Source organism: Bradyrhizobium sp. AC87j1 (genome assembly GCF_002936975.1).
Lineage (GTDB): Bacteria > Pseudomonadota > Alphaproteobacteria > Rhizobiales > Xanthobacteraceae > Bradyrhizobium > Bradyrhizobium shewense.
In genome coordinates, this window is sequence record NZ_PTFE01000020.1 from 77,115 (window position 1) to 99,250 (window position 22,136).

26 protein-coding genes are annotated in these 22,136 nt (G+C 61.9%); 7 read left to right on the plus strand and 19 right to left on the minus strand.

Annotated features, from left to right (window positions below):
- Positions 1 to 4: 4 nt before the first annotated feature.
- On the minus strand, positions 5 to 1,045 hold the full coding sequence (locus CV770_RS13380) for a formylglycine-generating enzyme family protein (protein WP_502693596.1): 1,041 nt from the start codon (positions 1,043 to 1,045) through the stop codon (positions 5 to 7).
- A 9-nt stretch (positions 1,046 to 1,054) separates the two neighbouring features.
- Positions 1,055 to 1,270 (minus strand): hypothetical protein, encoded by a 216-nt coding sequence (locus CV770_RS44230; protein WP_104462698.1) that lies wholly within the window; start codon positions 1,268 to 1,270, stop codon positions 1,055 to 1,057.
- A gap of 193 nt (positions 1,271 to 1,463) precedes the next feature.
- On the opposite strand from CV770_RS44230, the gene CV770_RS41590 reads away from it, so the two are divergent.
- The gene (locus CV770_RS41590) at positions 1,464 to 1,694 is read left to right on the plus strand and encodes a hypothetical protein (RefSeq protein WP_146101283.1); all 231 of its coding nucleotides are present in this window, start codon (positions 1,464 to 1,466) and stop codon (positions 1,692 to 1,694) included.
- A 25-nt stretch (positions 1,695 to 1,719) separates the two neighbouring features.
- On the opposite strand, the gene CV770_RS13390 is transcribed toward CV770_RS41590, so the two are convergent.
- The 10 genes from CV770_RS13390 to CV770_RS13425 all read right to left on the minus strand — a co-directional run bounded on the left by CV770_RS13390 (position 1,720) and on the right by CV770_RS13425 (position 10,272).
- Entirely contained in the window at positions 1,720 to 2,355 is a 636-nt protein-coding gene (locus CV770_RS13390) for a response regulator (protein WP_104462675.1), read from the minus strand.
- Between the two features lie 76 nt (positions 2,356 to 2,431).
- Positions 2,432 to 3,520, minus strand: a complete 1,089-nt coding sequence (locus CV770_RS13395) for a sensor histidine kinase (RefSeq protein WP_161499991.1) — start codon at positions 3,518 to 3,520, stop codon at positions 2,432 to 2,434.
- A 555-nt stretch (positions 3,521 to 4,075) separates the two neighbouring features.
- Entirely contained in the window at positions 4,076 to 4,321 is a 246-nt protein-coding gene (locus tag CV770_RS41595; protein ID WP_146101284.1) for a hypothetical protein, read from the minus strand.
- Positions 4,322 to 4,713: 392 nt separating this feature from the next.
- A complete protein-coding gene (locus tag CV770_RS43870; RefSeq protein WP_283811314.1) occupies positions 4,714 to 4,836 on the minus strand; it encodes a hypothetical protein in 123 nt (40 codons plus the stop codon).
- 69 nt (positions 4,837 to 4,905) lie between these two features.
- Positions 4,906 to 5,208, minus strand: coding sequence for a hypothetical protein (locus CV770_RS13400; RefSeq protein WP_104462677.1), 303 nt, complete (start codon positions 5,206 to 5,208; stop codon positions 4,906 to 4,908).
- A 692-nt stretch (positions 5,209 to 5,900) separates the two neighbouring features.
- Positions 5,901 to 6,164: a hypothetical protein gene (locus CV770_RS13410; protein WP_060736755.1), complete on the minus strand. Its 264-nt coding sequence runs from the start codon at positions 6,162 to 6,164 to the stop codon at positions 5,901 to 5,903.
- A gap of 92 nt (positions 6,165 to 6,256) precedes the next feature.
- Entirely contained in the window at positions 6,257 to 6,427 is a 171-nt protein-coding gene (locus CV770_RS42565; RefSeq protein WP_165637625.1) for a hypothetical protein, read from the minus strand.
- Positions 6,428 to 6,514: 87 nt separating this feature from the next.
- Positions 6,515 to 6,865, minus strand: a complete 351-nt coding sequence (locus CV770_RS13415) for a phasin (RefSeq protein ID WP_104462679.1) — start codon at positions 6,863 to 6,865, stop codon at positions 6,515 to 6,517.
- 27 nt (positions 6,866 to 6,892) lie between these two features.
- The gene (locus CV770_RS13420; protein ID WP_104462680.1) at positions 6,893 to 7,756 is read right to left on the minus strand and encodes an alpha/beta fold hydrolase; all 864 of its coding nucleotides are present in this window, start codon (positions 7,754 to 7,756) and stop codon (positions 6,893 to 6,895) included.
- A gap of 8 nt (positions 7,757 to 7,764) precedes the next feature.
- Positions 7,765 to 10,272 carry an alpha/beta hydrolase gene (locus CV770_RS13425; RefSeq protein ID WP_104462681.1) on the minus strand — a complete coding sequence of 836 codons (2,508 nt, stop codon included), beginning with the start codon at positions 10,270 to 10,272 and terminating at the stop codon, positions 7,765 to 7,767.
- Between the two features lie 126 nt (positions 10,273 to 10,398).
- Between CV770_RS13425 and CV770_RS13430 the strand changes: the two genes are divergently transcribed.
- The 5 genes from CV770_RS13430 (at position 10,399) to CV770_RS13450 (ending at position 13,787) form a co-directional block, all read left to right on the plus strand.
- The gene (locus CV770_RS13430; RefSeq protein ID WP_104462682.1) at positions 10,399 to 11,325 is read left to right on the plus strand and encodes an alpha/beta fold hydrolase; all 927 of its coding nucleotides are present in this window, start codon (positions 10,399 to 10,401) and stop codon (positions 11,323 to 11,325) included.
- The gene (locus CV770_RS13435) at positions 11,322 to 11,915 is read left to right on the plus strand and encodes a hypothetical protein (RefSeq protein WP_104462683.1); all 594 of its coding nucleotides are present in this window, start codon (positions 11,322 to 11,324) and stop codon (positions 11,913 to 11,915) included. The genes CV770_RS13430 and CV770_RS13435 overlap by 4 nt, the downstream gene beginning before the upstream one ends.
- A gap of 99 nt (positions 11,916 to 12,014) precedes the next feature.
- Complete coding sequence (locus CV770_RS13440; protein WP_104462684.1) at positions 12,015 to 12,662, plus strand: CoA transferase subunit A; 648 nt, start codon at positions 12,015 to 12,017, stop codon at positions 12,660 to 12,662.
- A 4-nt stretch (positions 12,663 to 12,666) separates the two neighbouring features.
- Positions 12,667 to 13,317: a 3-oxoacid CoA-transferase subunit B gene (locus tag CV770_RS13445; RefSeq protein ID WP_104462685.1), complete on the plus strand. Its 651-nt coding sequence runs from the start codon at positions 12,667 to 12,669 to the stop codon at positions 13,315 to 13,317.
- Between the two features lie 11 nt (positions 13,318 to 13,328).
- Positions 13,329 to 13,787: a MaoC family dehydratase gene (locus CV770_RS13450; RefSeq protein ID WP_104462686.1), complete on the plus strand. Its 459-nt coding sequence runs from the start codon at positions 13,329 to 13,331 to the stop codon at positions 13,785 to 13,787.
- Between the two features lie 43 nt (positions 13,788 to 13,830).
- Here the strand turns inward: CV770_RS13450 and fabI are convergent, their stop codons facing one another.
- The 5 genes from fabI to CV770_RS13475 form a co-directional block, all read right to left on the minus strand.
- Positions 13,831 to 14,619 (minus strand): enoyl-ACP reductase FabI, encoded by a 789-nt coding sequence (gene fabI / locus CV770_RS13455; protein ID WP_091963651.1) that lies wholly within the window; start codon positions 14,617 to 14,619, stop codon positions 13,831 to 13,833.
- Positions 14,616 to 15,830 carry an acetate/propionate family kinase gene (locus CV770_RS13460; RefSeq protein WP_104462687.1) on the minus strand — a complete coding sequence of 405 codons (1,215 nt, stop codon included), beginning with the start codon at positions 15,828 to 15,830 and terminating at the stop codon, positions 14,616 to 14,618. The genes fabI and CV770_RS13460 overlap by 4 nt, the downstream gene beginning before the upstream one ends.
- 5 nt (positions 15,831 to 15,835) lie before the next feature.
- Entirely contained in the window at positions 15,836 to 16,798 is a 963-nt protein-coding gene (locus CV770_RS13465; RefSeq protein ID WP_104462688.1) for a phosphate acetyltransferase, read from the minus strand.
- Between the two features lie 29 nt (positions 16,799 to 16,827).
- The gene (locus CV770_RS13470) at positions 16,828 to 19,050 is read right to left on the minus strand and encodes a DUF3141 domain-containing protein (RefSeq protein ID WP_104462689.1); all 2,223 of its coding nucleotides are present in this window, start codon (positions 19,048 to 19,050) and stop codon (positions 16,828 to 16,830) included.
- Between the two features lie 64 nt (positions 19,051 to 19,114).
- Positions 19,115 to 20,206 (minus strand): AI-2E family transporter, encoded by a 1,092-nt coding sequence (locus CV770_RS13475; protein ID WP_104462690.1) that lies wholly within the window; start codon positions 20,204 to 20,206, stop codon positions 19,115 to 19,117.
- A gap of 160 nt (positions 20,207 to 20,366) precedes the next feature.
- Here CV770_RS13475 and CV770_RS13480 point away from each other — a divergent pair, with 160 nt between their 5' ends.
- Entirely contained in the window at positions 20,367 to 20,891 is a 525-nt protein-coding gene (locus CV770_RS13480; RefSeq protein WP_091963636.1) for a GNAT family N-acetyltransferase, read from the plus strand.
- 178 nt (positions 20,892 to 21,069) lie between these two features.
- Here CV770_RS13480 and CV770_RS13485 read toward each other — a convergent pair whose 3' ends face one another.
- Together CV770_RS13485 and CV770_RS13490 are read right to left on the minus strand one after the other, a co-directional pair.
- Positions 21,070 to 21,393 carry a hypothetical protein gene (locus tag CV770_RS13485; protein ID WP_091963737.1) on the minus strand — a complete coding sequence of 108 codons (324 nt, stop codon included), beginning with the start codon at positions 21,391 to 21,393 and terminating at the stop codon, positions 21,070 to 21,072.
- A 243-nt stretch (positions 21,394 to 21,636) separates the two neighbouring features.
- Positions 21,637 to 21,924 (minus strand): hypothetical protein, encoded by a 288-nt coding sequence (locus CV770_RS13490; protein ID WP_245453755.1) that lies wholly within the window; start codon positions 21,922 to 21,924, stop codon positions 21,637 to 21,639.
- Between the last annotated feature and the right edge of the window lie 212 nt (positions 21,925 to 22,136).

Genomic DNA, 22,136 nt, shown 5'->3' on the forward strand with positions numbered 1-22,136 from the left:
GGTCTCACTCATTCGGGTCTCCATGGTTTGAAGGATGTTCCGACTGGACCAACCGCGGCAACGGCTGCCGCATTGGACGTCTCAAGGCGCGTGTAACGCAGCGGAATCCTACGTGACTTGCCGAAGTCTCGATTGGCTCGGCATGTCGCGCGGCGGGGCGGTAGCGGCGGCAGTAGTTCGGCGCGCAGAGATGCGAGCCGCCCTTCAGAACCTTGCGTGGAATGGGAATGAATGGTTGCCGGGGATCGAGACTTCCTCGCTCCGGGCCGCCGCGCGGATTTTTCGGAATGCAGCACGCCTTGCCGGAATCGGGCTGGTGCGCCGCTGACCACCAGTCGGAGGTCCACTCCCAGACATTGCCGATCATGTCGTAGAGGCCGTAGCCGTTCGGCGGAAAGGCCGTAACCGGCGAGGTACGCTCGAACCCGTCTTCGCCGAGATTGCGGACCGGGAAGCTGCCTTGCCACGTGTTGGTCATGTGCCGCCCGCCCGGCATCAGGGCGTCGCCCCAAGCGTACTCCGCACCGTCGAGACCGCCGCGGGCCGCGAACTCCCACTCGGCCTCGGTCGGCAGATCTTTGCCTGCCCATTCCGCATAGGCCAGCGCGTCCGCGTAAGCGACGTGCACGACGGGATGTTCGTCGAGATCCTTGATGTTGCTCTTGGAGCCATAAGGACGACGCCAATTGGCGCCCTTCATGAAGCTCCACCACTTGGTCCAGTCGGTCAGGGTCTTCACCCGCTTCGGCGAGTTGAAGACGAGAGAGCCGGCGTACAGCATCTCGCGCAGCGCCCCCGGATAGTCTTCCGCATGAGGCACCTGCTCGGCCAGGGTGACGTGGCCGGTCGCGTTCACGAAGGCCTTGAACTGCCGGTTGGTAACGGGCGTTCGGTCGATCCAGAACCCGTCGACTGTCACCCGATGGAGGGGCGCCTCCTCAGGATAGTGACGGTCGGATCCCATCCGGAAGGTGCCGCCGTCGATCCAGACCATGTCGTCGCCGACCGGCCGAGCGTCGCTAGTTTCGACCTGGATCTGCAGCACGGCGGCCCCCTACCGGCAGTAGTCCCAGAAGCCTTGGGTCCGCGACGGATCGGTATAGTACCAGCACATGCCCGCCGCTGGAGGAGCACCTGCCCAGGCCGCCGCAGCCGCCGCGCTGACAACCCCGATGGCTGCGCCGGCGGCGATGGCTCCGCCCGCTGGCCAGCCGTACCAGCCCGGCCGCGCCCAGCCGCCGCGGCCGGCGACGGCCGTTGTCCGGCGCACGGCGACGTTACCTCGGGGACCGACCGCGACGGTGCGACCCCGATAGGCCGCACCGCGCGGACCGACTACAACTCCGCCGCGATGAGCTACGGCACCCCCACGAGGACCGACCACTACGCCGCGACGACCGGCGGCGTAGCGCACCTGCTCCAAGGGCGGACCCGAGGCCGTAGACGTCAGCGCTGCGGGATGGATGGGCGCCGACACGGCATTTTCGCCGTGGAACATGGTCATGCTCAAGACGCCCGCGCAGATCGCAATTGAGGTTCTGGCGGAAGAAATCATTGCACCCTCCCTGGCTTATGCATCCACCGGCCGCAGGAGGTGTGGCGATCCAGCTTCTGCTTCCATGAGGAAGTTTGCGAGCGATCCGGCCGGCCGTCGATTAGGGCAAACCCTAAAAGGTGTTGCGGAGCAGCCCTAAAGCGCACTTGGTAGTCCGGATCGGATCACGGATCGATCAGCTTCTCTCTGATGGCGTACCGTACGACCGCCGCCGTCGTCGTGAGATCAAGCTTCTTCATCGCCGCGGAGCGCTGCGCCTCGATCGTCTTGACGCTGACACTGAGGATGTCGCTCATCTCCCTGTTGCTGCGTCCCTCCGCGATCAACTGAATGACCAGCCTTTCCCGCGGGCTGAGGAGCGGCCTGTCGCGGCGGCGGGACGGATTCAGAAATGCGTCCAGCAACTTCTCGGAACCGACGCCGGTGAAGAAGGCCTTGTGCTGCGCCAGCGACTCGATCGCGGAAAGCAGAAACTGGGACGCCTCCGACTTCAGGAGGTAAGCTCGCGCGCCGGCCTCCAGCGCGCGTTCGACGATGCTGTCGTCGTCCCGCATCGTGAACATCAGCACTTCGGTCTCAGGACAGCGCGAGCGGATCTGCCGGGTAAGCTCCACGCCGTTGATGGTCGGTAGACCGTAGTCGAGTATGGCGACGTTCGGCTTCGCCGCCAGCACCGCGGTCAACGCTTCCCTGCCGTCGGCCGCTTCGGCGACCACGTCCCAGTCGGGACGCGTCGAGAGTATCGTCCGCAGCCCGGACCGCACGACTTCATGATCATCGGCAATGACGATCTTGATCATGCGAGACCCCGCCTCGACTGAAGTTCGGCGGGCGAAGCCTAGCAGGGCCGCCCGGAGGAACAATTAGGGTGTTTCCCTAAAAAAGCGCGAGATCTCCCTGAATCGGCCTTGGAGCGGCGCGATGCCTCCGCGACCGGTTCGCGGACGTCGGCCGAAGCTTTGCGCCAAGCCCCTTGGCCCTGCCTCGCAATGGGATCCGGAGAACCACCGTCGTGCCTGAAGAATCGGAGCTGACACGCAAACTTCCGCCGAAGCGATGAGCCCGGGCCTCCATACCAGCTATTCCGACGCCTGCGACGACTTCCGACCCAACGGCACGTCCGAAGCCGTGCCCATTGTCGCGAATCGAAAGAGCGAGAGCGTCGCCGTGCATGCTGGCCCGCAGCTCGACCGCGTCGGCACTGGCATGCCGATGCACGTTCGTCAGTGCTTCCTGAGCGATCCGCAGTACCGCACGCTGAACGACCGTTGGGAGGCGCTCGATGTCATTGGCGACCGCAGACCGTACCGCGATTCCGGTCCTGGTCGAAAAGCCGGTCGCGAAGCGTATCAAGGTGGCGCTCAGGCCGTCACGATCCAAGGTCCGCGGGTGCAGCAGATAGCTGATGGAACGGATTTCGCGAAGGGACTCCGAGATCGAACGCTCCAGCTCGGCGATCACGGCGTCCATATCCCAGCCTTCTCGCCCAGCCCTTTCCTTGAGCACCATCACGTTCAACGATGCCGCGGCCAGATGCTGCGCCGTTGAATCGTGGAGCTCCTCGGCGTAGCGCGCCCGCTCGCGCTCCTGCACGTCGACCAGCCGGCCGGCCAGTGCCGCCAGATCGAGCCGGGCTTCGCGCAGGTCGGAAATGTCCTCACGCATGACGACGAGCTGAACTCCGTCCGGACGAGCGAACCTGGCGGCATGCACGCGGAAGTGCTGTTTACCGACCATCGTCCGGACGCGCACGGCAAGATTTAGTTCGCTCGCGGAACCCCGCAAAAGCTCCTCGAAGCCCGCGCGATAGGCGGGGTAGTCCGCCCGGACAGGCCGCAAGAAATCCAGCGACAGATATCGCTGCCCGACAGCGCTATCGTCAATCCCGCCGCTCGCGGCGAGCACGCACCGACGCCATGAATCGTTTCCCGCGACGACGCGTCCTTCGCCGTCAAGGATGACCATCTCGACCCCGGAAAGATCTGTCAGGTCAAGCGAGAGCCCTGCCGCGCCCGCCGTGCACGCAGATCGGAAACCTCTACCGGGGACCTGGCCAGATGGCCCGCATAGGGGGATCTCATCGTGATCGTCGGTTGCGATCGGCGGCGCCTCCGGTAGCGATGTGCAATTCTCCCACAGTCCGGAGCTAGAGGGGCGTGTCGCGCGCGACCTGAAGTCCCTCAAAGCGTCGTCTTGCTGCACCCTATGAATCGTCTGGCCGGCTCGTATCGAGCAATCGTTCGACATCAGGTTGCCCCTGCATTTTTTGGTCGCTTCAATTCGTTCACGTGCCGCGCCCCGTTCGACGGTTCGGTGGGCAAAATCGCGCATGTGCTCGCCACTTTATTGAAAGGTTCTGAACACGTCTCTTAAGACGCCGCGGCGAACCCTCGGTAAAACCGTAAATCGAAAAGAAGCATCCACGTGAGCGACAAGATGCATTCCAATTCGCCAACAACCTCCAAGGCTATGGCGAAGGACGAATGTTGGCAACATGAATCCGCGGTAAGATTGTCGCGCTCACGAGGGAATGTCCCGACTTTTTGCTAAATCGCGCTCAACGACGTCGGCGTCGCAACCGATGCTGCCATCGAGCGAACGACCTGCAGAAGGCATATGCAGCTTGTGCCAACCTTCTTGAGCCGACGAAAAATGGGATCGACATAAAAGTTGAACAGCGGCTCGTTGTTGTGCAGCATCGCCGTCATCAGGCCAAGTTTTTTCGTCGATGTCTGCGGACTGGACGGAGGGAAGTCCGCCCAGCATGTCGAGGTCGCATACGTTTCTGAACTCAGTCGATCCGGTCCGCCCCGAGCTGCGCGCCCTTTGTAGGTTCCGGCTGCAATCCGCGTGATGTCGGTGACGCGCGAGTTCAAATAGACAAGCGACAGCCCGACGACAGTACGACCGCAATGAACACAGTGGCGATCGACGTCCCGAAGCCGACGTGAAGGAACGGTCACTGGTCGAAACAGCTGTGTTCATTGGAGGTGCCTTGCTGCGGCTCCGCCACTAGTATTTCCGCACCGTGGCACAACGAAGCGAAAAAACCTGCTCATGTTAGCCTCCCCCTGTTCAGGTGCACTTCGCATTTGTGAGCGCACGTCCAAGGCCCGATTGATCCAGATCAAAGATCTGGACAGGCACCGTCGCGTAAGTCATGGAAACACCGCAACCGGATGGCGCTTAGTAGGTCGACTTGTCTTCACTGTGGAGGCAAGCGCCACCATGGCGAGGTCATAGCTCCGTTCAATCTGTTCGGCGAGACTGAGGTTGGCCATCACAGTTCTCCCGCAGGCCCCTTGAAGAAGGGATGCCGAAGATGCCCATTGCCTAACTTCCCGCGATATTCAATCTCCGCGAGGAGCTGCAGCTCGACCCAGACGCCACTGTCGGCGATCCGCTTCGATGTTGTCGGCCGTGTCCGTCAGGCTCTTTTGCAGGATCGCGAAGTCAGTCCCGCCCTGGCCTGGTACGACGATCTCGTCATCGTTGACGGCGGAGCTGGCGTTGATCAGGTCCGCGTCTTGCGCCACCTTCCGGAAGCGGCGCATCCAGTCGAGACCGTTGCGAGTGAAGACCTTGATGTCGTGGTTGGCGATGTGAAGCTGGGCACGGTAGGACGCCGGGACGCTACTGACTCCACGCGACACAACACTTTGTGTCGAGTGCTTACGATAGTTTCGTTCCGACAGGCGTTGCAGTGTCGGGCGGCAGTGGCGAGGCGACGATAGAACGATTGAAAGCTGAGGAGCTTCGCATCGGCGTCAAGCAGGACCGCGATCCTCAACGCGGCCATCAGCACGACATCACGATGCAAGATCGTCACCGGCTCCCGCCAATCGCCGTGGGGGTCCTCCGGCGAGAGCAGGAGGTCGTTGAGGCCGTCCGCAGACCCGAACGACCAAAGGCATCTGGTCGCGACCGTGACGAGGCGGTTGGCGTTCTGAACCAAGAAGTCGACATCCGGATCAGGCGCGGTCATTCGTACGGGCTATCTCTTGGGGCCAATCTTGGGGCCAAAGGCGCCGGATCAGTGTCTTCCGATGTCTTCCAGCGACTTCTCGGCAGTGAGCGCGACGCCCCCAACCTACGGAAAAACAAGACAAGTTGATACGGGGTAGCACGGGGCTGGACAGTCCCGTGCGTCTTTCAAGACCGGTGCCTTAAACCACTCGGCCACCCTTCCCTCGTAACAATCCCAGGGAGTTAGCTTAGCTTCGGACTGAGCGCAACGCGAACTTGGACCCAATTTGGACCTATCGGTACGATGCCCGCGGTCTCTTACCGATTGCCGATTCGCGTCCACAGATGAGGGCACCCGGGCTAAACCGCGGCCTAGGGCCTATTTCGGCAGGCATTCCACGTTGTAGGCGATGATGATCTGAGCTGGATCCGCTTTACCCAGGCTCTTGAGATCCTCCAAGCCGCTTCGGAGCTTGGCGCCCGCCTCGCTCAAGCTTCCTTCAAGCGTGACTTTGGCCTTCCGGCACCTCTCTTCGTTGGAAAACTCCTGGAAGACAACCGTCGGAAGGAGTCGCCATTCCGCCTTGTCGTTCGTCGCGGCAGGACTGATCGAGTAGGAAAAGACATACATCAGCACCCACATCGCTTTTACTCCAGCTTTGGCCGGCTCGATCCGTGCGCACCTGGATGGTCGCGCCTGGACACACCTCAGCAGGCTACTGCTGCCACCCCGCCTTACTTGGAGGGCGCGCGATCAAGCCGCGATCGCTGCGCCCTCATGCGCTTGATCTCTTGACGCAGGTCTTCACTCTTTTCGTCACGCTGCTCTCCGCTCGATTTGATCTGATCATCTTGACGCAACTTTTCGAGAGCTTTCTCGACCGAGAGTTTGTTCGTTCCGGCCATAACCGACCTCACTTGCGCTTCTGCGTTCATCAATAGGGATAGGAGGGATTACCCTGCGGGCAGGTCCCTCCGCGATCGCCGGTGTTGTCAGGCCTTCGGACTGAACATGCCTCCCGCCGCCTTCATCGCAGACTCGCTCATGGCCCGGCCCTGGTCGGTCAGCGAGCGCATCTGGTCCTGGAAGAAATCGGCTTGAAGCTTGAGCGCATCCTGCATGTCCTTTGCGTTGATCAGCTTGTCGCCGAGATCGAAAGTTGCGGTGACATTGTGCTGCATGAAGGCGCAGAACTCCTTCGCCTGGTTCGCGACCGGCAGCGGCGACGAGCCGAGAGCACGCTCCAGCAATTCGAAATAGTCCGAATTGGCCTTGCGCAGGCGACCGAGCGCCTCGCTCAGTGACGCACGCATGCTCTCGGCGGACACATTGATTTCGGCCATGATGTCGCTCCTTTCAGACGGTTTCGCTCATGCGGGAAGTCCTCCGAACCAGGCGCCGAAATAGCCGGCATAGAGTGCCGGCCGTTCGAGATTCATCGAGTGCCCGATGCCGGGCACGATGACGAGGCGGCAATCCGGCATCGCCTCAGCCATGACACGCAGGTCGGCCGGAAGAATCCAGCCGTCCCATTCGCCCCACAGCACCAGATGCGGATGCCGTAGCTGCTGCATCCGGCGCTCCAGCTCACGGCTTTCCTTCTCCCGCGTGAGATTGACGGGAGTGCCGATCCAGATTCCTTCGGAGACGCCAAAGGTCTGGTCGATGATGCGATCGAACAGGGCCTGGATCTCAGGCAGTCCTTCGCGAAAACGCGGGACCGCGTTCGGCGCCATGCTCTCGGGCACGAACAGCGAAGACGCCGCCGTTGCCATGATCGTCCGCGTCAACTCCTTGCTCGCCATCATCGCGCGGAAAAGGCCGATCTGATCGGCATTGAAGGCCATGCCGAGCGGCGTCACCGGATCGAGCGAGAACACACGGCCGAAGCGTTCCGGCTGCATCAAGAGCATGCGCGCGGCGATGATGCCGCCGGTCGAATGCGTCGCAAGATGGCAATAGCTGATCTCGAGCGTATCGAGGGCCGCCAGCATGTCCTCGGCATGCTGCTGCATGGAATAGTTGGCGTAGCCCGCGGTCGGTTTCGGCCGATCGCTGTCGCCGCAACCGCGCCAGTCGATGGCGACGACGCGCAGGCCCGTCGGAAACAGGGGCGCGGCGAGCTCGATCCAGTCCTTGCTGGCGAGATTGCCGTGGATGAAGACGACGGCGACGTCGCCCCGCCCCCACTCCCGCCAGCCGAGCTGGACCTCACCTGCCTGCACCCTTGCCATGTGCGGCTCTACTTGTTCAGGCCGGCGGTGGGCGCGGCTCCGGGAGGCGTGGGCGCCACCGGCAGAGCAGACACCACAGCTCCCTTGATCATGCGGTCGATGCTCGCCGGCGAAGACGTGTCGATGCTGCCCTTGGTTACGAAATCCACGACGTCCACCGAGAACTCCACCGGATTATCGGTGTGAATAAAGTGCCCTGTTTCCGGGTAGATCTTGAGGATTGGTCGGTTGCCGGCATTGGTCATCCGCGTCATGAACGGCGAGATCACGTCGCGACCGAGATCGGTCAGCCCGTTGAAAGCGGGCGTCGGGATGAACGGCTCCTTGTCGCCGAAGGCCAGGAAGATTGGCGCCTTGATCTGCGTGAGCCGCTCGTAGAGGTTCTTCGGGTCGTCCTGCTGGAGCTCAGCCCCGATGGTATAGATGTCGAAAATGAAGACGTTGCACCATTGATCGAGCTCCTTCGGGTTGCCCCTGATGAGGCCAACGCGCTGATCGGTGTGGAAGCGGGCATATTCACTGTCACTGTAGAAATACCCGCTCTTCGCTGCCGACACTGCGCCGGTGTTTGGGTCACGCTTCTTGAAGTAGAAGAAATCGCGGACGCCCTGCTCGTCGCGCGCCTTTTCAGCGGCGAGAATGCCAGTCTGATCCCAGACCGACTTCCATTTGTCGAAATCTCGACCGAGATCCGGGTCGAACAGCTTTGCCTTCTTGTCCTTGGCTATCGTGATGTCGCGCGGATATTCCTCGAGGCCCGATGGTGCTTCGAGCGCAAGCGCCTGCACGGCGTCGGGCCAGGTCAGGGCATAGCCCATCACGAACTGACCGCCGAGCGAGTGGCCAAGATACACCGCCTTCTTCACGCCGAGCTGGTTGACGACGAGGTCGTAGATCACCTCGCGCATGTCTTGCATGGTGCGCGCCGGACTCTTGTCGAGATTGCCGGGCCCGGACATCCCATAATGCGGCAGGTCGGGCACGATCACGCGCACCCCGCTCCGCAGCGCATATTGCATGATGTTGCCGTAGTGGCCGCCGAAGGCGCCCTTACCGTGGATGATGACCAGCACCTTCGGGTCTCTGTCGGTGCCGTTATATTCATCCATGTAGCCGATCTGCCAGGATTTGCCGCTCTTGTCCTTGGCGTTGGAGAATTTGACCGGATAGGGATATGTCACAAAATCCTTCCAGAAGGATTTTTCCGGATCGATCTTCTCGGCAACACCGGGCACGCGATAGTTCTTGTCGGCGAATTTCTGCGCGCGATCGAGGCTTGCAACGTCGTCCATGAAAGCGACGAATTTCGGATCGTTCTTGCGCTGGTTGATGATCGGGAATACGCCGTAATGCGCGACCGGGCTTTCCTGCGCGATCAGGTCCGCGCCGGGCACGCGATCGACCGCCTGCTGCGCCAGCTTGAAGTTGAGCCAGAGATCGTTGGTGATGTGCATCACCAGCGTGCGCGCCTGGATGCGGCCGAGATGCGGATTGACGTTGTGGGTCTCGCCAACCCGGTTGCGCCAGACGAGATCGACCGCGTCATAGAGCTTGGCGCGATTGATGACGTTCAAACCGGCCTTCTCGTTCGGCGGATCCCAGTAGAAAATTTCGGGCTGCACGGCGCCCCAGTTCTGGGTTGTGCGGAATGCGAAGTCATAACCAGTCATGCCAAGGATCGACCAGCCGAACGCGACACCCGGCACCGGATGCTTTTCCTTCGGTAGCTTGTAATAGTCGCCCTTGGTCTCTTGCCAGACCGGATCGCCCTGGATCGCGGCCGTCATCATCTGGAAGGTCCAATTGCCGACGGGATCCTCTCCATCCGACTGCGTCGTGCCGCCGATCGGCATCAAGGCGCTGACATATTCGGGGTGCATGACGCCCCAGACATAGGTCTGCGTACCGCCCATGGACACGCCCGTGACCAATGCAACACGCGCGACCTTCAGTTCGTCGCGCAGCAGACGATAGTTCGCCTGCACCATGTCGTAGTAGCTGTACTGCGGAAACTTGATGCCGAGCCCATCGGACGGCTTGCTGGCGCCCCAGGTACCGAGCGGATCGACCATGATGACATAATAGCGGTCTGTATCGATCGGCCGTCCCGAACCGATGATCGGGACGCCCCCAGACAAGGCGGCGCCCTTGACCCACTGCTCGTACATGTCGGTGGAGTCACCCGAATAATAGGAGTTGATCACGACGGCATTGGTAATCTCGCCTGCGGCGTTGCGTCGCGCGTTACCGATGGCGATGTAGGCCGTTCGCAACTTACCAGCGCCGAGGGACTCGAGCGTGACACCACCCTCGCCGCCATTCTCCCACTTGGAGGGATTGGAAAGGTCGTACTTGCCGCCAAGGCGGAAGTTGGCGATCTCGTAGGTCTTCTTCAGCTCGTCATGCTGCACCTGCGACGAGCGGCGCGTGAAGGGTTGTGCAACTGCCAGAGCGGTGCCGACCAGCAGTACAATCAGGCCGACGGAGCAACGTTTCGCGAAGCCGGTCGCGGACATGACGGATTCCTCCCTGCGCAGTTTTTGGAACGCTAGGAAGGTCGCAACGGGGATCTTTGATCTAGCTCAATGGAATCCGCTCGCGGCAGTTGAGCATCGTAGCAGCGATGTCGGTAGTCTTATGCGATGCCCTTTCTCAATCACGGCTCGTATCGAATACGCTTTGAGCTCGATGGGCCGGCGAGAGCGCCGGCCTATGTTTTCGTCAATGGACTGACACAATATTCGGAGCTATGGGGCGCCTATCGCGAGGCGCTGCTGACACGAGGCTTTCGCGTCGCAACCTTCGATCTCCTCGGTCAAGGGGTCTCCGACAAACCGACGCTATTTATCAGTCAGGACGACCAGGTTGCCGCGCTCAGGCTTCTGATTGAAGCGCTTGGCGAGGGGCCGGTCTTCCTGAGCGGCATCAGCTTCGGCGGCCTGATCGCGCTCCGTTATGCGATCGAGCATGGGCAGCGGCTGTCCGGCCTGGTGCCGATGAGCTGCTTCGCCGAGCTGACGCCGCAGCTCTTGCTTCTCGGCAACGCCCTACGGACCGGCCTGATCCTGGGAGGAACAGGCTATCTCCAGGATTTGCTGCTGCCTATGAACCTGTCTGACCATTGGTTGAAGCCATTGTTGGACAAGCTCGACAGCGTCAAGCGCCAGGGCTGGCTGGTGAACGATGTCTACGCGCTGCAAAATCTGATGGAGTCCTTTCTCGACTTCCAACCGTTAACGCCGCGCCTGTCAGCGATCTCGGCTCCGACCATGATCCTCAATGGTGAGTTCGATTTTCTGACCCCGCGTCATCTGCACGAGACCCTGCGGGTTGAGATCCCGAACAGCTCGCTAGTGATCATTCCCAAGGCGTATCACGCTTTCACACTTGAGAAAGGCGCCCTGACGGCCGATCTTCTCGCGCGCTTTGCCGACGATGTGCTGGCCGGCCGCTGGCAAGGCAATCAAGCCGTATGGGTCGCGCCCGAGGAGCCCGGCGGCGAGCTGACACCGTTCCCTGACGGTTACGATCACCTGCGCGCTATACCGGCCAAGCGAGCGCTGGCATGAGCGGATTCCTCGGCCCGCTAGACTCAGACGCACGTGTCCCACCGGCGCAGCAGACGCGGATCGCAGCCTTCCTGATCTCGGCGCATGGCGCCCTCGCCCGGCAATTCGCCTTCACGCTGCCTGTAAGTCTCGACGCGGCGTGGCAGACCGAATTGAATGCGCAGTTCTATCGCGAGACCGAGATTGTTTCGCTGCTGATGCGCGCCACAAGCTGGGTGCCGGATTTGGCCCTGGGGTACATGGTTGCGTCCTGGGAGACCGCCTGGTTGCCCGCCCCAATCGACGAAATCCCGGACCGTCGCCTCGCCCAGGCGGTTCACCTTGCGACGCTTGCCCATGCCGTGCACGCCGGTATCCGGCCGGCCGCGCTGCTCCCGACCGAGGCCAATGCGCAGGATCCCTTTGTGATGGCGCTGCGGCGAATCGAGTTCGAGAGCGGCCGGCTGCTCCAGGCCCAGATTCTGTTCCTCAAGGGCACGGACCTTGCGCCGCATCGGGATGCGGTGAGTGCCATCCTCGAGCAACGTCATGCCAGCGTGCGCAAGCTCTGGCGCGAAACACTAGCGAACATCGGTATCGAGGCATCCTGATCGGAATGACCGGGAGTCTTGACGCAGATCAAAGGAAGAGAGTCGCCCGGCGCCAACATCCGCCTTCTGACATCGTCGGCCGACCCCGGAGTTTCAAGCATGAAGGCCGTTTCCGTCGAAGAAGCCGTTGCGATGATTCCGGCGGGCGCCAGCGTTATGGTGGGCGGCTTCATGGGCGTCGGGACACCGGAGCGCCTGCTCGACGAAGTCGTGCGTCAGAAGAAGACAGGGCTTACCCTGATCTCCAACGACGCTGCAACGCCCGGCAAGGGCGTCGGCAAGCTGTTCGATCAGGCTCTCGTGTCGAAGCTGACCGCAACGCATATCGGTCTAAATCCGAAGGCGCAGGAGCAGATGCTGGCGAACCTGATCGCCGTCGATCTGGTTCCGCAAGGCACCTTCGTCGAGCGCATCCGCGCCGGCGGATGCGGTCTCGGCGGCGTGCTGACGCCCACGGGCGTCGGGACACTGGTCGCCGAAGGCAAGCGTCAGATCGAGATCGACGGCAAGCCATTCCTGCTGGAGACGGCGCTGCGCGCCCAGTTCGCGCTCGTCCACGCCTTCCTCGCCGATTATCTCGGCAACCTCTCCTACGCGCTCACCTCGCGCAATTTCAACCCGGTCATGGCGATGGCGGCCGACACCGTCATCGTGACGGCCGAGAATATCGTGCCCGTCGGCGTGATTGCGCCCGATCACGTCGTCACCCCCGCGCCGCTCGTCGACTATCTCATCACCAACGGGTGACGTCATGGATCCCCAGATCATCATCGCCCGACGGGTAGCCAAGGAGCTGAAGACCGGCAATCTCGTCAATCTCGGCATCGGCATTCCGACCTTGGTCGCAAACTACGTGCCATCAGATCTGAAGGTATTCTTCCAATCGGAGAACGGGCTGATCGGCATAGGGCCAATTCCTGAGCAGGGCATGGCTCATCCGACGCTCACTGACGCCGGCGGGCGTCCCATCAGCGCGTTGCCGGGTGCCTCGACCTTCGACAGTGCGATGTCCTTCGGACTGATCCGCGGCGGTCATGTCGATGTCACGGTGCTCGGCGGGCTTCAGGTCGACGCGCATGGTCATCTCGCCAACTGGATGATCCCCGGTAAGATGGTGCCGGGCATGGGCGGCGCCATGGATCTCGTCAGCGGCGCCAAGCGCGTCATCGTCGCCATGCAGCACGCGGCCAAGGGCAAGTCGAAGCTCGTGGCAAAATGCTCGCTGCCGTTGACCTCGGCGCGGCCCGTCCACCTCGTCGTGACCGACATGGCCGTGATCGGCTTCCCTGGTGGCAGGGCGACCCTCCTGGAAACGGCGCCCGGCATCAGTGTCGGAGAGGTCATGGCTGTCACCGAGGCCGAACTGGTCATTCAAGACACCGTCCCGGAAATGAGACTTTGAGCAGAACAATCATGCGCATGTTCAGCGATTTCAATGAGATCAAATCCGCTATCGGCACCGAGATCGGCGCCAGTGAATGGATCGAGATCACCCAGGCACGCATCAATCAGTTCGCCGAGGCGACCTGCGACGAACAATGGATCCATGTGGACCAGGAACGTGCCAGCAAGGAGATGCCGGGCGGCAAAACCATCGCACATGGCCTGCTGTCACTTGCCCTGGCGCCGCTGTTCATCCGCTCTGTCATCGGCCTGAAGGGCCTTCGCAACACGCTGAACTACGGAGCTGACCGGATCAGGTACCTCGCCCCGGTGCCGGCGGGCTCAAGACTGCGCGGCCGGGTCACGGTCGCCGAAGCCGAGGACATGCCGCCGGACGGACTGCGCGTGAACTATCACCTCGTGATCGAGATCGAGGGCGGCAAGAAGCCCGCCTGCGTCGCCGAGCTGATCGCCCTGCACTATCGCTGAACACGACATGTCGGAAACAGCCTCATGCAACGCGCATGCCTGATCAGTCGATGATGTGATACCCGCCATCGATATAAAGCACACCACCGGTGATCAGCTTGGCGCCGTCAAGTGCGAGAAAGGCGGTTGCGTTGCCGACATCGTCGATGCTGACCAGACTGCGCGACGGTGCCTTGGACTGCGCCTTGTCCATGAGTTCATCGAATTCGGGAATGCCTGACGCGGCGCGGGTCGCAAGCGGTCCCGGCGAAATCGCGTGCACACGGATGCCTTTCGGACCCAATTCAGCGGCAGCATAACGAACCGAGGCTTCGAGCGCTGCCTTCGCCACGCCCATGATGTTGTAGTTCTCCACCACCATCTGGCTGCCGTAATAGGTCATTGTGAACATCGTGCCGCCGTTCTTCATCAGAGGCTCGGCAAGATGCGCCATCCGGAGGAACGACCAGCAGGAGACGTCCATGGTCTTCAAAAAGCCGTCGCGGCCAACGTCGACGACACGGCCGTGCAGCGCCTCCTTGGGCGAAAAGGCGATGGAATGCAGCAGGAAATCGAGCTGTCCCCACTCCGACTTGATGCGCTCGAACACGGCTTCAGTCTGGCCTTCGACCATGACGTCGAGCGGCACGAAGATCGGCGCTTCCAGCGCCTGCGCCAGCGGCTCGACATGCTTCTTGGCGCGGTCATTCAGATAGGTGACGGCGAGATCAGCCCCGAGCGCCCGGAACGCCCTGGCGCACCCCCATGCGATTGACTGATCGTTGGCGATACCGACCACCAGGCCCTTCTTGCCTTTAAGGGCGACCTTGCTGTCCGGAAATATTGGAATCATGACACCCTCTTATGTCTGGTGTTACGCGAATGGCCGTTCATCAGCAGCGACAACGTGTGCTGCGCGATCATCGCCTCCTCGTCCGTCGGGATGACATAGACAGGAATGAGACTGCTCTTCGCCGAGATGAGGTTCGAATGGCGGGCGTTCTCGGCCTCATCGAGTGTCACGCCGAGCCAGCGGAGCTGCTCTGCTACACGCGTGCGGATGCCGCTCGAGTTTTCGCCGATGCCGGCTGTGAAGACGAAGGCATCAAGGCCCTGAAGCGCGGCGGCAAGCATGCCGGCATTGAGACCGATGCGATAGGTGAAGTAATCGACTGCGAGCTTCGCTTGCGGATCGGTGCTCGCCTCAAGCTCGCGCATGTCGTTGCTGACGCCGGAGAGACCTTTCAAGCCGCAGTCGCGATAGAGGAACTCCTGCACCTTGGGGGCAGTCATTCCCTTTTCCGAGATCAGGTACAATACGACTCCGGGATCGAGCTGGCCGGGACGCGTGCCCATTGGCAGCCCGTCGAGCGCCGTGAAGCCCATCGTGCTCTCGACACTCAGCCCATCCTTCATGGCGCACATCGAGGCACCGCTGCCGAGATGAGCGACGATCACCCGGCGCTTTGCGATATCAGGCGCGATCTGCGGCAGGCTCCTGGAGATGTATTCATAAGAGAGTCCGTGAAAACCGTAACGCCGCACGCCTTCGGCGTGGAGCTGGTGCGGGATGGCGTAATAATCGGCCAGTGGACCATGCGTGCGATGAAATGCAGTGTCGAAACATGCGACCTGTGGCACCGTCGGGAAATTGGCGAGGATCGAACGGATCGGGGCCAGATTGTGCGGCTGGTGCAACGGCGCCAACCCAACGAACCGCTCTAGCCGCGACACCACACCATGATCGACCAGAACCGGCCGCTCATAGTCCGGCCCACCGTGGACCACGCGGTGCCCAACGGCGAGAGGATTGACACGAACCTCACTCCGCAGCCACTCGCCTGCCACGCTCATTGCCGCCGGAACGTCCGGAATCGCCTCGATCGGATAGGCCCGGTCGGCCATGGGATCGCCGCCAGCGCCGTTCGCGCGCAGACGCGGACGGCTACCGATACCCTCCACCTGGCCCTTGATCATCCGAAGAAGCCGGCCTTCGCCCTCGACGACAAAGACCTGGAACTTGACGCTTGATGAGCCGGCGTTGACGACGAGGATGGTGTCCATAGCCGTCAAGCCGCAACTGTCGGCGCCTTTTGGCGCCGCGCGTAAGCGTAGAGCGCAGCCACCGCACAGGAGGCCATCCGTGCCCGCGGAGAATCCGCGCGCGAGGTCAGGACGACGGGCACCCGGGCGCCGAGCACGATGCCGGCGCCGTCCGCCTTGGCGAAATACGTCAGGTTCTTGGCCAGCATGTTGCCCGACTCCAGATCCGGAACCATGAGGATCTGGGCCCTGCCGGCAACTTCGGACTTGATGCCCTTAATCCGCGCAGCCTCGGGGTCAATGGCATTGTCGAAGGCCAACGGACCGTCGAGCAAGCCGCCGGCAATCTGGCCGCGATCGGCCATCTTGCAGAGCGCTGCGGCCTCGATCGTCGAGGGGATTTTCGACGTCACCGTCTCGACCGCCGACAGGATTGCAACCCGCGGAGTCTGGCCGAAGCCGGCTTGGTTGAAGAGATCGATCGCGTTCTGGATGATGTCACGCTTGGCGTCGAGATCGGGGAAGATGTTGATGGCGGCATCCGTCACAAAGATGGTCTCGGCATAGGCGGGTACGTCCATGACGAAGACATGGCTGATACGCCGGTCGGTCCGCAGGCCGCCAACCTTGGCCGTCACCGCTCGCATCAGCTCGTCGGTATGCAGGCTGCCTTTCATCAGCAGCTCGCCCCGCGCGGCATGGATTAGCTCGACGCCCTTGGCCGCGGCATCATCGCTATGAGCGGCATCGACGATCTCGAAGCCGGATACGTCGAGATCGAATCTGGCGGCGGTATCTTTGATCTTCCGCTCCGGTCCAACCAGGATTGGCCGAATGATGCCGGCGCTCGCGCTATCGACGGCGCCGCGCAGCGAGGTTTCGTCACAGGGGTGCACGACCACGGTCGGTGTCGGCGGCGCGGCCCTCGCCGCCGCTATCAAGCGATCATACTTGCTGCCGGATTGAACGTCGGTTGCCTCAGTCAGCATCCTGTCACTCCCGCTTCCGCCAATGCGCGTCACGACGCTTTGGCCTTGGGGTCGAAAGGGGCGACGTTTGACGTCCACTCTTTTTCCCCTTCCAGCCCAAACAACTCGGCAACTTGCTTCAGTCGGTTGGCGCGCTCGCCGGTAAGGTCCTCGCTCGCCGATAGCACCTCGCGCATCGCAACGAAGGCCGCGCGGCGCTGGTTCATGTCGTCAGGCAACAGCTTGGGGATGGCCGCGAGTGAGGCACCGCGATCGAGCAGCAGCATAAAGAACTGCTCGCGCACCAGCATCTTGAACTCGGCGAGCGTCATCCGTGGGCCGGCATGGTCACGCCGGACCCGCCGCAGCGCCTCGATGCTGCGTTCGTCGACCATGCCACGCGCCGAGCCGACATAGAGCAGCGCCCGGATCGCCGCCTCGCGCAGGCCGCCCTCCTCGATCTGTGACTTCAGCTCGGCAATTCGCTTCGCGAGCATGGCCTGATGCTCGGCGGACATCTCGCGGCGGCGGGACGGTACCGAGTTAGGGTCAATGCCTACGGCGGCCTGAAGCAGCGGCGAGCCATAGACGTTCAGGAAGACGGTCTCGCTCAGCGCTTCCTGCGCATCACGCCAGCTATCCAGCGCATGGACGATCTGCTTGGACATCTGCTCCTGGAACGCCAGGAACGGATTGTCTTTCGATACCGGCTTGCGCTTATCCTCGACCCGATCGGCAGCCGCCTTGACCGTGGACATCCAGGGATTTTGGCTGCTGAAGAGCTCATACTGCAGTCGGAGCGGGTGCATGTTGCGCGCCGATTCCGCTAGCTGCGGCGTCACCATGCTCTTCACGAAGGGCCGCAAGAACTTCTGATAGGCCGCGAGATTGAATTCCGAGACGCGCTTGGCAGCCGCAAATCGCCGTTCATCCTCTGGAGAATTGCCGCCCATCGCTCGGATGTCGTCCAGCGTTCGTGCTTCGCAACGCATCACCCATTGCCCTGCTGCAAGATCGGCGTTGAGTGTCTCGTTACCGCGGGCCTCGAAAGTGGCCTCATAGAGCCCAGGCGGCAGCACGTCGATAAGGTCAATATTGCTGGAGAATTCCGCGTGCTCCTTCTTGGCCACCCCCCCGGACACGAAGATGCCGAGATGACCGATGCTCTCATGAACGGTATACACGATGGTTTGGCCGTAGGCCCTGATCTCGTCGACACTGGAATAGCAGTCCAGGATCCAGCCCAGCGCCTGCTGCGGCGGGGTGACGTTGTCACCCTGGGAGCAGAAAACGACGATCGGCGAGCGGATGTTGCGCAGATCGACTTTCTGCCCGTCTGACATCTCGATCCGGCCTGCGGCAAGATTGTTGCCGATGAACAGCTCATCGACGATGAACTGAATCTCTTCGGCATTGAGGTTGACGTGCCCGCCCCACCAGCGCTCGAAGTCGAGGTAACGTTCCGCCTCTGAATCGACCTTGGAATAGACGTTGTACTGCTTGGTCCAGAGCGTATTCGAGGGGTTCTGGTTCTCGAAATTCTGTACCAGCCAGGCACCGTCAAACTTGCCAGCGCCGAGATCACTCGTCAGCGCGGTGAGCCAGCTTCCGCCCAACAGGCCGCCAGAATAGCGCATCGGATATTTGCCGTGCACGCCTGCCCAATAGGCAAGCGGCGCGCCGGCGATGATAAGAGGGCCAAATAGCTCAGGTCGCAACGATGCCAAAATCATGACGGCCCAGCCGGCCTGGCAATTGCCGATCACGCAGGGCTTGCCGTCCGCTTCCGGATGGCGGTCGATGACGGTCTCGATGAATTTCGCTTCCGCCCGCGCGATGCGCTCGATGGTCTGGCCGGGCACCGGCTCCGGCAGGAACCCGATGAAGTAGCAGGGATGTCCCGCTCTCATCGCGACGCCAATCTCGCTGTCCGCCTTGAAGCCGCCGATTCCGGGACCGTGGCCGGCGCGCGGATCGACCACGACGAATGGCCGCCGGCTCATGTCGATGTCGATGTCCTTGGGCGGAACGATGCGCACCAGCGCATAGTTGACCGGCTCATCAAGCTTCCGGCCATCCGTGATCAATTCAGCGGCATATTGCAGGACATGCGGCGCGGTTTGCGCGACATGCTCGCGATACTGATCGCCGCGCTGGCGCATGATGTCCAAAAAGAGGACGCTGCGCTGTCCTGCATCGACCATGTATTCCACGGCCGAAGCGACTAACCCAGACAGCGGGCCATCGGGGAGCTTCAGATTTTCAATCGCCATGTTCGACCTCGTCGTCGTGCAAGGCATTCAAGAGGCGCCGCCATCGCCGAGACGTTGATTTAAGTCAACGGTCAGCGACAAGCTGCGCAGGCGGCACGGCCCGGTCGATGCGGATCCAGGCCGCTGCGAGTTCCCAGGCGACCGAGAGAATGATCGGTCCGATGAACAGACCGATGATCCCATGCGCAAGCGTGCCACCGATCACTCCGATCAGGATGACGAGCGCCGGCGTGGAGAGGCCCCGTCCCATGACCAGCGGCTTCAGGATGTTGTCGAGAAGACCGACGATGACGAGAAATACCGTCAGTAGCAGCGCCGTGGTGACGTCCTTGTCCATCCAGATCCAGATGACGACCGGAATGAGGACGATCGCCGCACCGAGCTGCACGATCGACAGCAGCAGAACAATGACGGCGAGCAGCCCCGCGCTCGGGATGGCCGCCAGCTTGAATCCGATGCCGGCGAGCAGCGCCTGAATAATGGCGACGCCGATGACGCCTTGCGACACCGCCCGGATGGTCCCAGCCGCCAGCTCGAGGAAATGTTCGCTCTGTTCCGGCACGATTCGGAACAGGAAGCCGCGGATCGCACTGACGAGCTGCGGACCATATGGAAAGAGAAATCCGGCGACCAGCACCGACATCAGGAATTTCAGCGTGCCGAGGCCAGCGCTGCCTGCGAATGACAGCATCATGCCGGCAATCGGCTTCAGATATGGCGCAACCTCGCGCACGGCCGCGCGGATGTTGGTGTAGGCCTGATTCCAGAGATCGTAGAGCTGCGGCCCGACCAGCGGCCAGTCCTTGAGCCGCTCCGGCGCCGCCTGCAGCACGAGATCGCCGCTGCCGAGTTGCCCTGCGAGCTCCCTGACCCCCTCAACCGCACTGAGGCCGAGCCAGGCCGCCGGACCGATGACGATGCCGAGCATGATGAAGGTGAGGAGCACCGCCGCTGTCCGCGGGCGGCCGCCCAGACATTTCGCGAGCCAGCTGAAGACCGGATAGAACGCCACGGCAAGCACCGCGCTCCAGGTCAAGATCGGCACGAAGGGGCGGATGATCAGGAGCGTCCACAGGATCAGCAGCGCAAGCAAGCCGAGCCGGATCACGAGCTGAACGACGTCGCTGGTGGAAAAAAGTTGGCGAAGTGTCTTCAAGGTTTGAGGCCTGCGCCCGGCTGGTTGGCTCCATGCGGAAAGCCTAGCGGCCGGACCGGGACTGCAGGCTTGATCCAAATCAACCGGCAAAGGACTGAAGGCGGCTTGATGGGACGGGTGCCGTGGTCACGAAACGGCTCAACAATTGCGACGCGAACGCATGTTGAATGCAGCAAACTACGCGCGAAACGAACAGCTCCGCGACGGTACGGCCGTGGAGATCCGTGCTCTCCGGCCAGATGACGAGGCCGCCATGCTGGCCGCGCTTGGCGAGGTGGGCACACAGTCCCTCCAGCGCCGCTTCTTCATGCTAAAACGTCATTTCTCCGAGAAGGAGCGCGCCTATTTCGTCGACGTCGACTTCAAGAACCATGTGGCGCTGGTCGCGTGCGTGGCGAATGCAGGTCGGAGCACCATCGTGGGCGGCGCGCGATATGTCGCAGCCGGGCCGGGCTGCGCCGAGACGGCCTTCATGGTGATCGACGCCTGGCAAGGACGCGGCATCGGCGGACTGCTGCTGCGTCACCTGATCAGCCTTGCCCGCGAAGCCAAGCTGAAGGAACTGACCGCGGAGGTGCTGCCGGACAACGCTGCGATGCTCAGGGTTCTTGGCAGATTTGGGTTCGAACGCGTAGAACGCCGCGAACCTGATACGGTCCATATGGTACTGACGCTGACCCGATAGAATCTCTCGGACGACGCCTCAAACTCCGCGCAAAACACTGCCGCACTCTGTCCTTTGGTACATGTAGCTCGGCAACAAGGGCTTACCGGTTCAAAGATCCGCTCCCTTTTATACTGCGCAAAAGAAAGCGGCGCCCAGTTAGGAGCGCCGCGCGAATGTTCTTCGTGACTGCGTCAGCTCAGTACCCGCAGGACGCGCATCCCATCTGCACCGGGGCGTAATAGGAATACCCCGGCGAGACCATCTGGACGCGCTGGCGCGTGGCGTATTGCGGGGGGATGCGCTCGTACTGGACGCTCGGCGGCGCGACCATCACGGTCTGCGGGACCATCACGGTGCGGTACTGCGCGGGCGTGCGATGCGCGACGACGGAGCCCGGGGAGACCATCACGGTCTCATCGACGGTGCGGTACTGCGGCGCGACGTATTGCTGCTGATAGCAGGTCTGGCACGGCGGCGGTGCGTAGCAATTGTAGCAGCCGGCGGAGGCTGCGCCCGTCATGGAAATCGCGGCGACGGCGGTCGAGAAAACAACAGCGAGAGTACGCGACATTGCGGTGGTGCCCCAGTTGCCCAAAAATGGATTTGCGAAGGTCGCAGGCAGTATATGCCGCAAAATCCAGGGCTGCCGAACTTCGTCGGGGCATCCTTAATGCGAACGGCCAATCGCGGCCGACCGGTAAGAACTCATTGACCACGCGCATTAACGCGAAAGGCGCTCATCGGCCTCCGTCAAGCTCGAGCTTCAGCGCCTCGCCGCTCTTTCCAAAAACTCCAGCAACGAGGGATCTGTCTCCTCGAATTCGACAAAGCGGCGGCGCAGCTCGTCCGCTATTTCTGCGGTGGCATCTCGTGACCATCCTTCCGCTGTATTGAAGGCCACAACACGTGCCGGATGGAGATATTGCCCCTCGACCAAATGTCTGAGCAGGGTCGCCCGATTGGCGTCCTCCTCGGCAGTTTCACACCAGGCGCGGCCGAGCCGCCGGCCGAAATCATCGAGCACGAGATAGACGTCCCGGTCTGTCGTCATGTTCGGCACGAGCGATGGAGATTGACTCATGGCTTGCTCCGCTAATGGCATCCGGACCGTTGCGGAGGATACGGCGCGACCGCCTGGCCGGATTCGGAAAAATGGATTTCGGCTATTTTTCTTAGGATTGCACGATTAAATAAAAAAACAACGAAAATAAATAAAAATTAAATAGCAAAGTGACCACAAATACACTAAACGCCCAGCGCCTC

Coding starts and splice junctions, on each gene's coding strand:
- CV770_RS13490 (WP_245453755.1), bottom strand. CDS start 21,924: ATGACGACAGACCGGGACGTCTATCTCGTGCTCGATGATTTCGGCCGG.
- CV770_RS13445 (WP_104462685.1), top strand. CDS start 12,667: ATGGATCCCCAGATCATCATCGCCCGACGGGTAGCCAAGGAGCTGAAG.
- CV770_RS13480 (WP_091963636.1), top strand. CDS start 20,367: ATGTTGAATGCAGCAAACTACGCGCGAAACGAACAGCTCCGCGACGGT.
- CV770_RS13395 (WP_161499991.1), bottom strand. CDS start 3,520: ATGGTCATCCTTGACGGCGAAGGACGCGTCGTCGCGGGAAACGATTCA.
- CV770_RS13440 (WP_104462684.1), top strand. CDS start 12,015: ATGAAGGCCGTTTCCGTCGAAGAAGCCGTTGCGATGATTCCGGCGGGC.
- CV770_RS13415 (WP_104462679.1), bottom strand. CDS start 6,865: ATGGCCGAAATCAATGTGTCCGCCGAGAGCATGCGTGCGTCACTGAGC.
- CV770_RS13465 (WP_104462688.1), bottom strand. CDS start 16,798: ATGCTGACTGAGGCAACCGACGTTCAATCCGGCAGCAAGTATGATCGC.
- fabI (WP_091963651.1), bottom strand. CDS start 14,619: ATGATTCCAATATTTCCGGACAGCAAGGTCGCCCTTAAAGGCAAGAAG.
- CV770_RS13420 (WP_104462680.1), bottom strand. CDS start 7,756: ATGGCAAGGGTGCAGGCAGGTGAGGTCCAGCTCGGCTGGCGGGAGTGG.
- CV770_RS13450 (WP_104462686.1), top strand. CDS start 13,329: ATGCGCATGTTCAGCGATTTCAATGAGATCAAATCCGCTATCGGCACC.
- CV770_RS13460 (WP_104462687.1), bottom strand. CDS start 15,830: ATGGACACCATCCTCGTCGTCAACGCCGGCTCATCAAGCGTCAAGTTC.
- CV770_RS42565 (WP_165637625.1), bottom strand. CDS start 6,427: ATGGCCGGAACGAACAAACTCTCGGTCGAGAAAGCTCTCGAAAAGTTG.
- CV770_RS13470 (WP_104462689.1), bottom strand. CDS start 19,050: ATGGCGATTGAAAATCTGAAGCTCCCCGATGGCCCGCTGTCTGGGTTA.
- CV770_RS13410 (WP_060736755.1), bottom strand. CDS start 6,164: ATGTGGGTGCTGATGTATGTCTTTTCCTACTCGATCAGTCCTGCCGCG.
- CV770_RS13425 (WP_104462681.1), bottom strand. CDS start 10,272: ATGTCCGCGACCGGCTTCGCGAAACGTTGCTCCGTCGGCCTGATTGTA.
- CV770_RS41590 (WP_146101283.1), top strand. CDS start 1,464: ATGGGCGCCGACACGGCATTTTCGCCGTGGAACATGGTCATGCTCAAG.
- CV770_RS13435 (WP_104462683.1), top strand. CDS start 11,322: ATGAGCGGATTCCTCGGCCCGCTAGACTCAGACGCACGTGTCCCACCG.
- CV770_RS41595 (WP_146101284.1), bottom strand. CDS start 4,321: ATGCTGGGCGGACTTCCCTCCGTCCAGTCCGCAGACATCGACGAAAAA.
- CV770_RS43870 (WP_283811314.1), bottom strand. CDS start 4,836: ATGGCCAACCTCAGTCTCGCCGAACAGATTGAACGGAGCTATGACCTC.
- CV770_RS13390 (WP_104462675.1), bottom strand. CDS start 2,355: ATGATCAAGATCGTCATTGCCGATGATCATGAAGTCGTGCGGTCCGGG.
- CV770_RS13430 (WP_104462682.1), top strand. CDS start 10,399: ATGCCCTTTCTCAATCACGGCTCGTATCGAATACGCTTTGAGCTCGAT.
- CV770_RS13485 (WP_091963737.1), bottom strand. CDS start 21,393: ATGACGGGCGCAGCCTCCGCCGGCTGCTACAATTGCTACGCACCGCCG.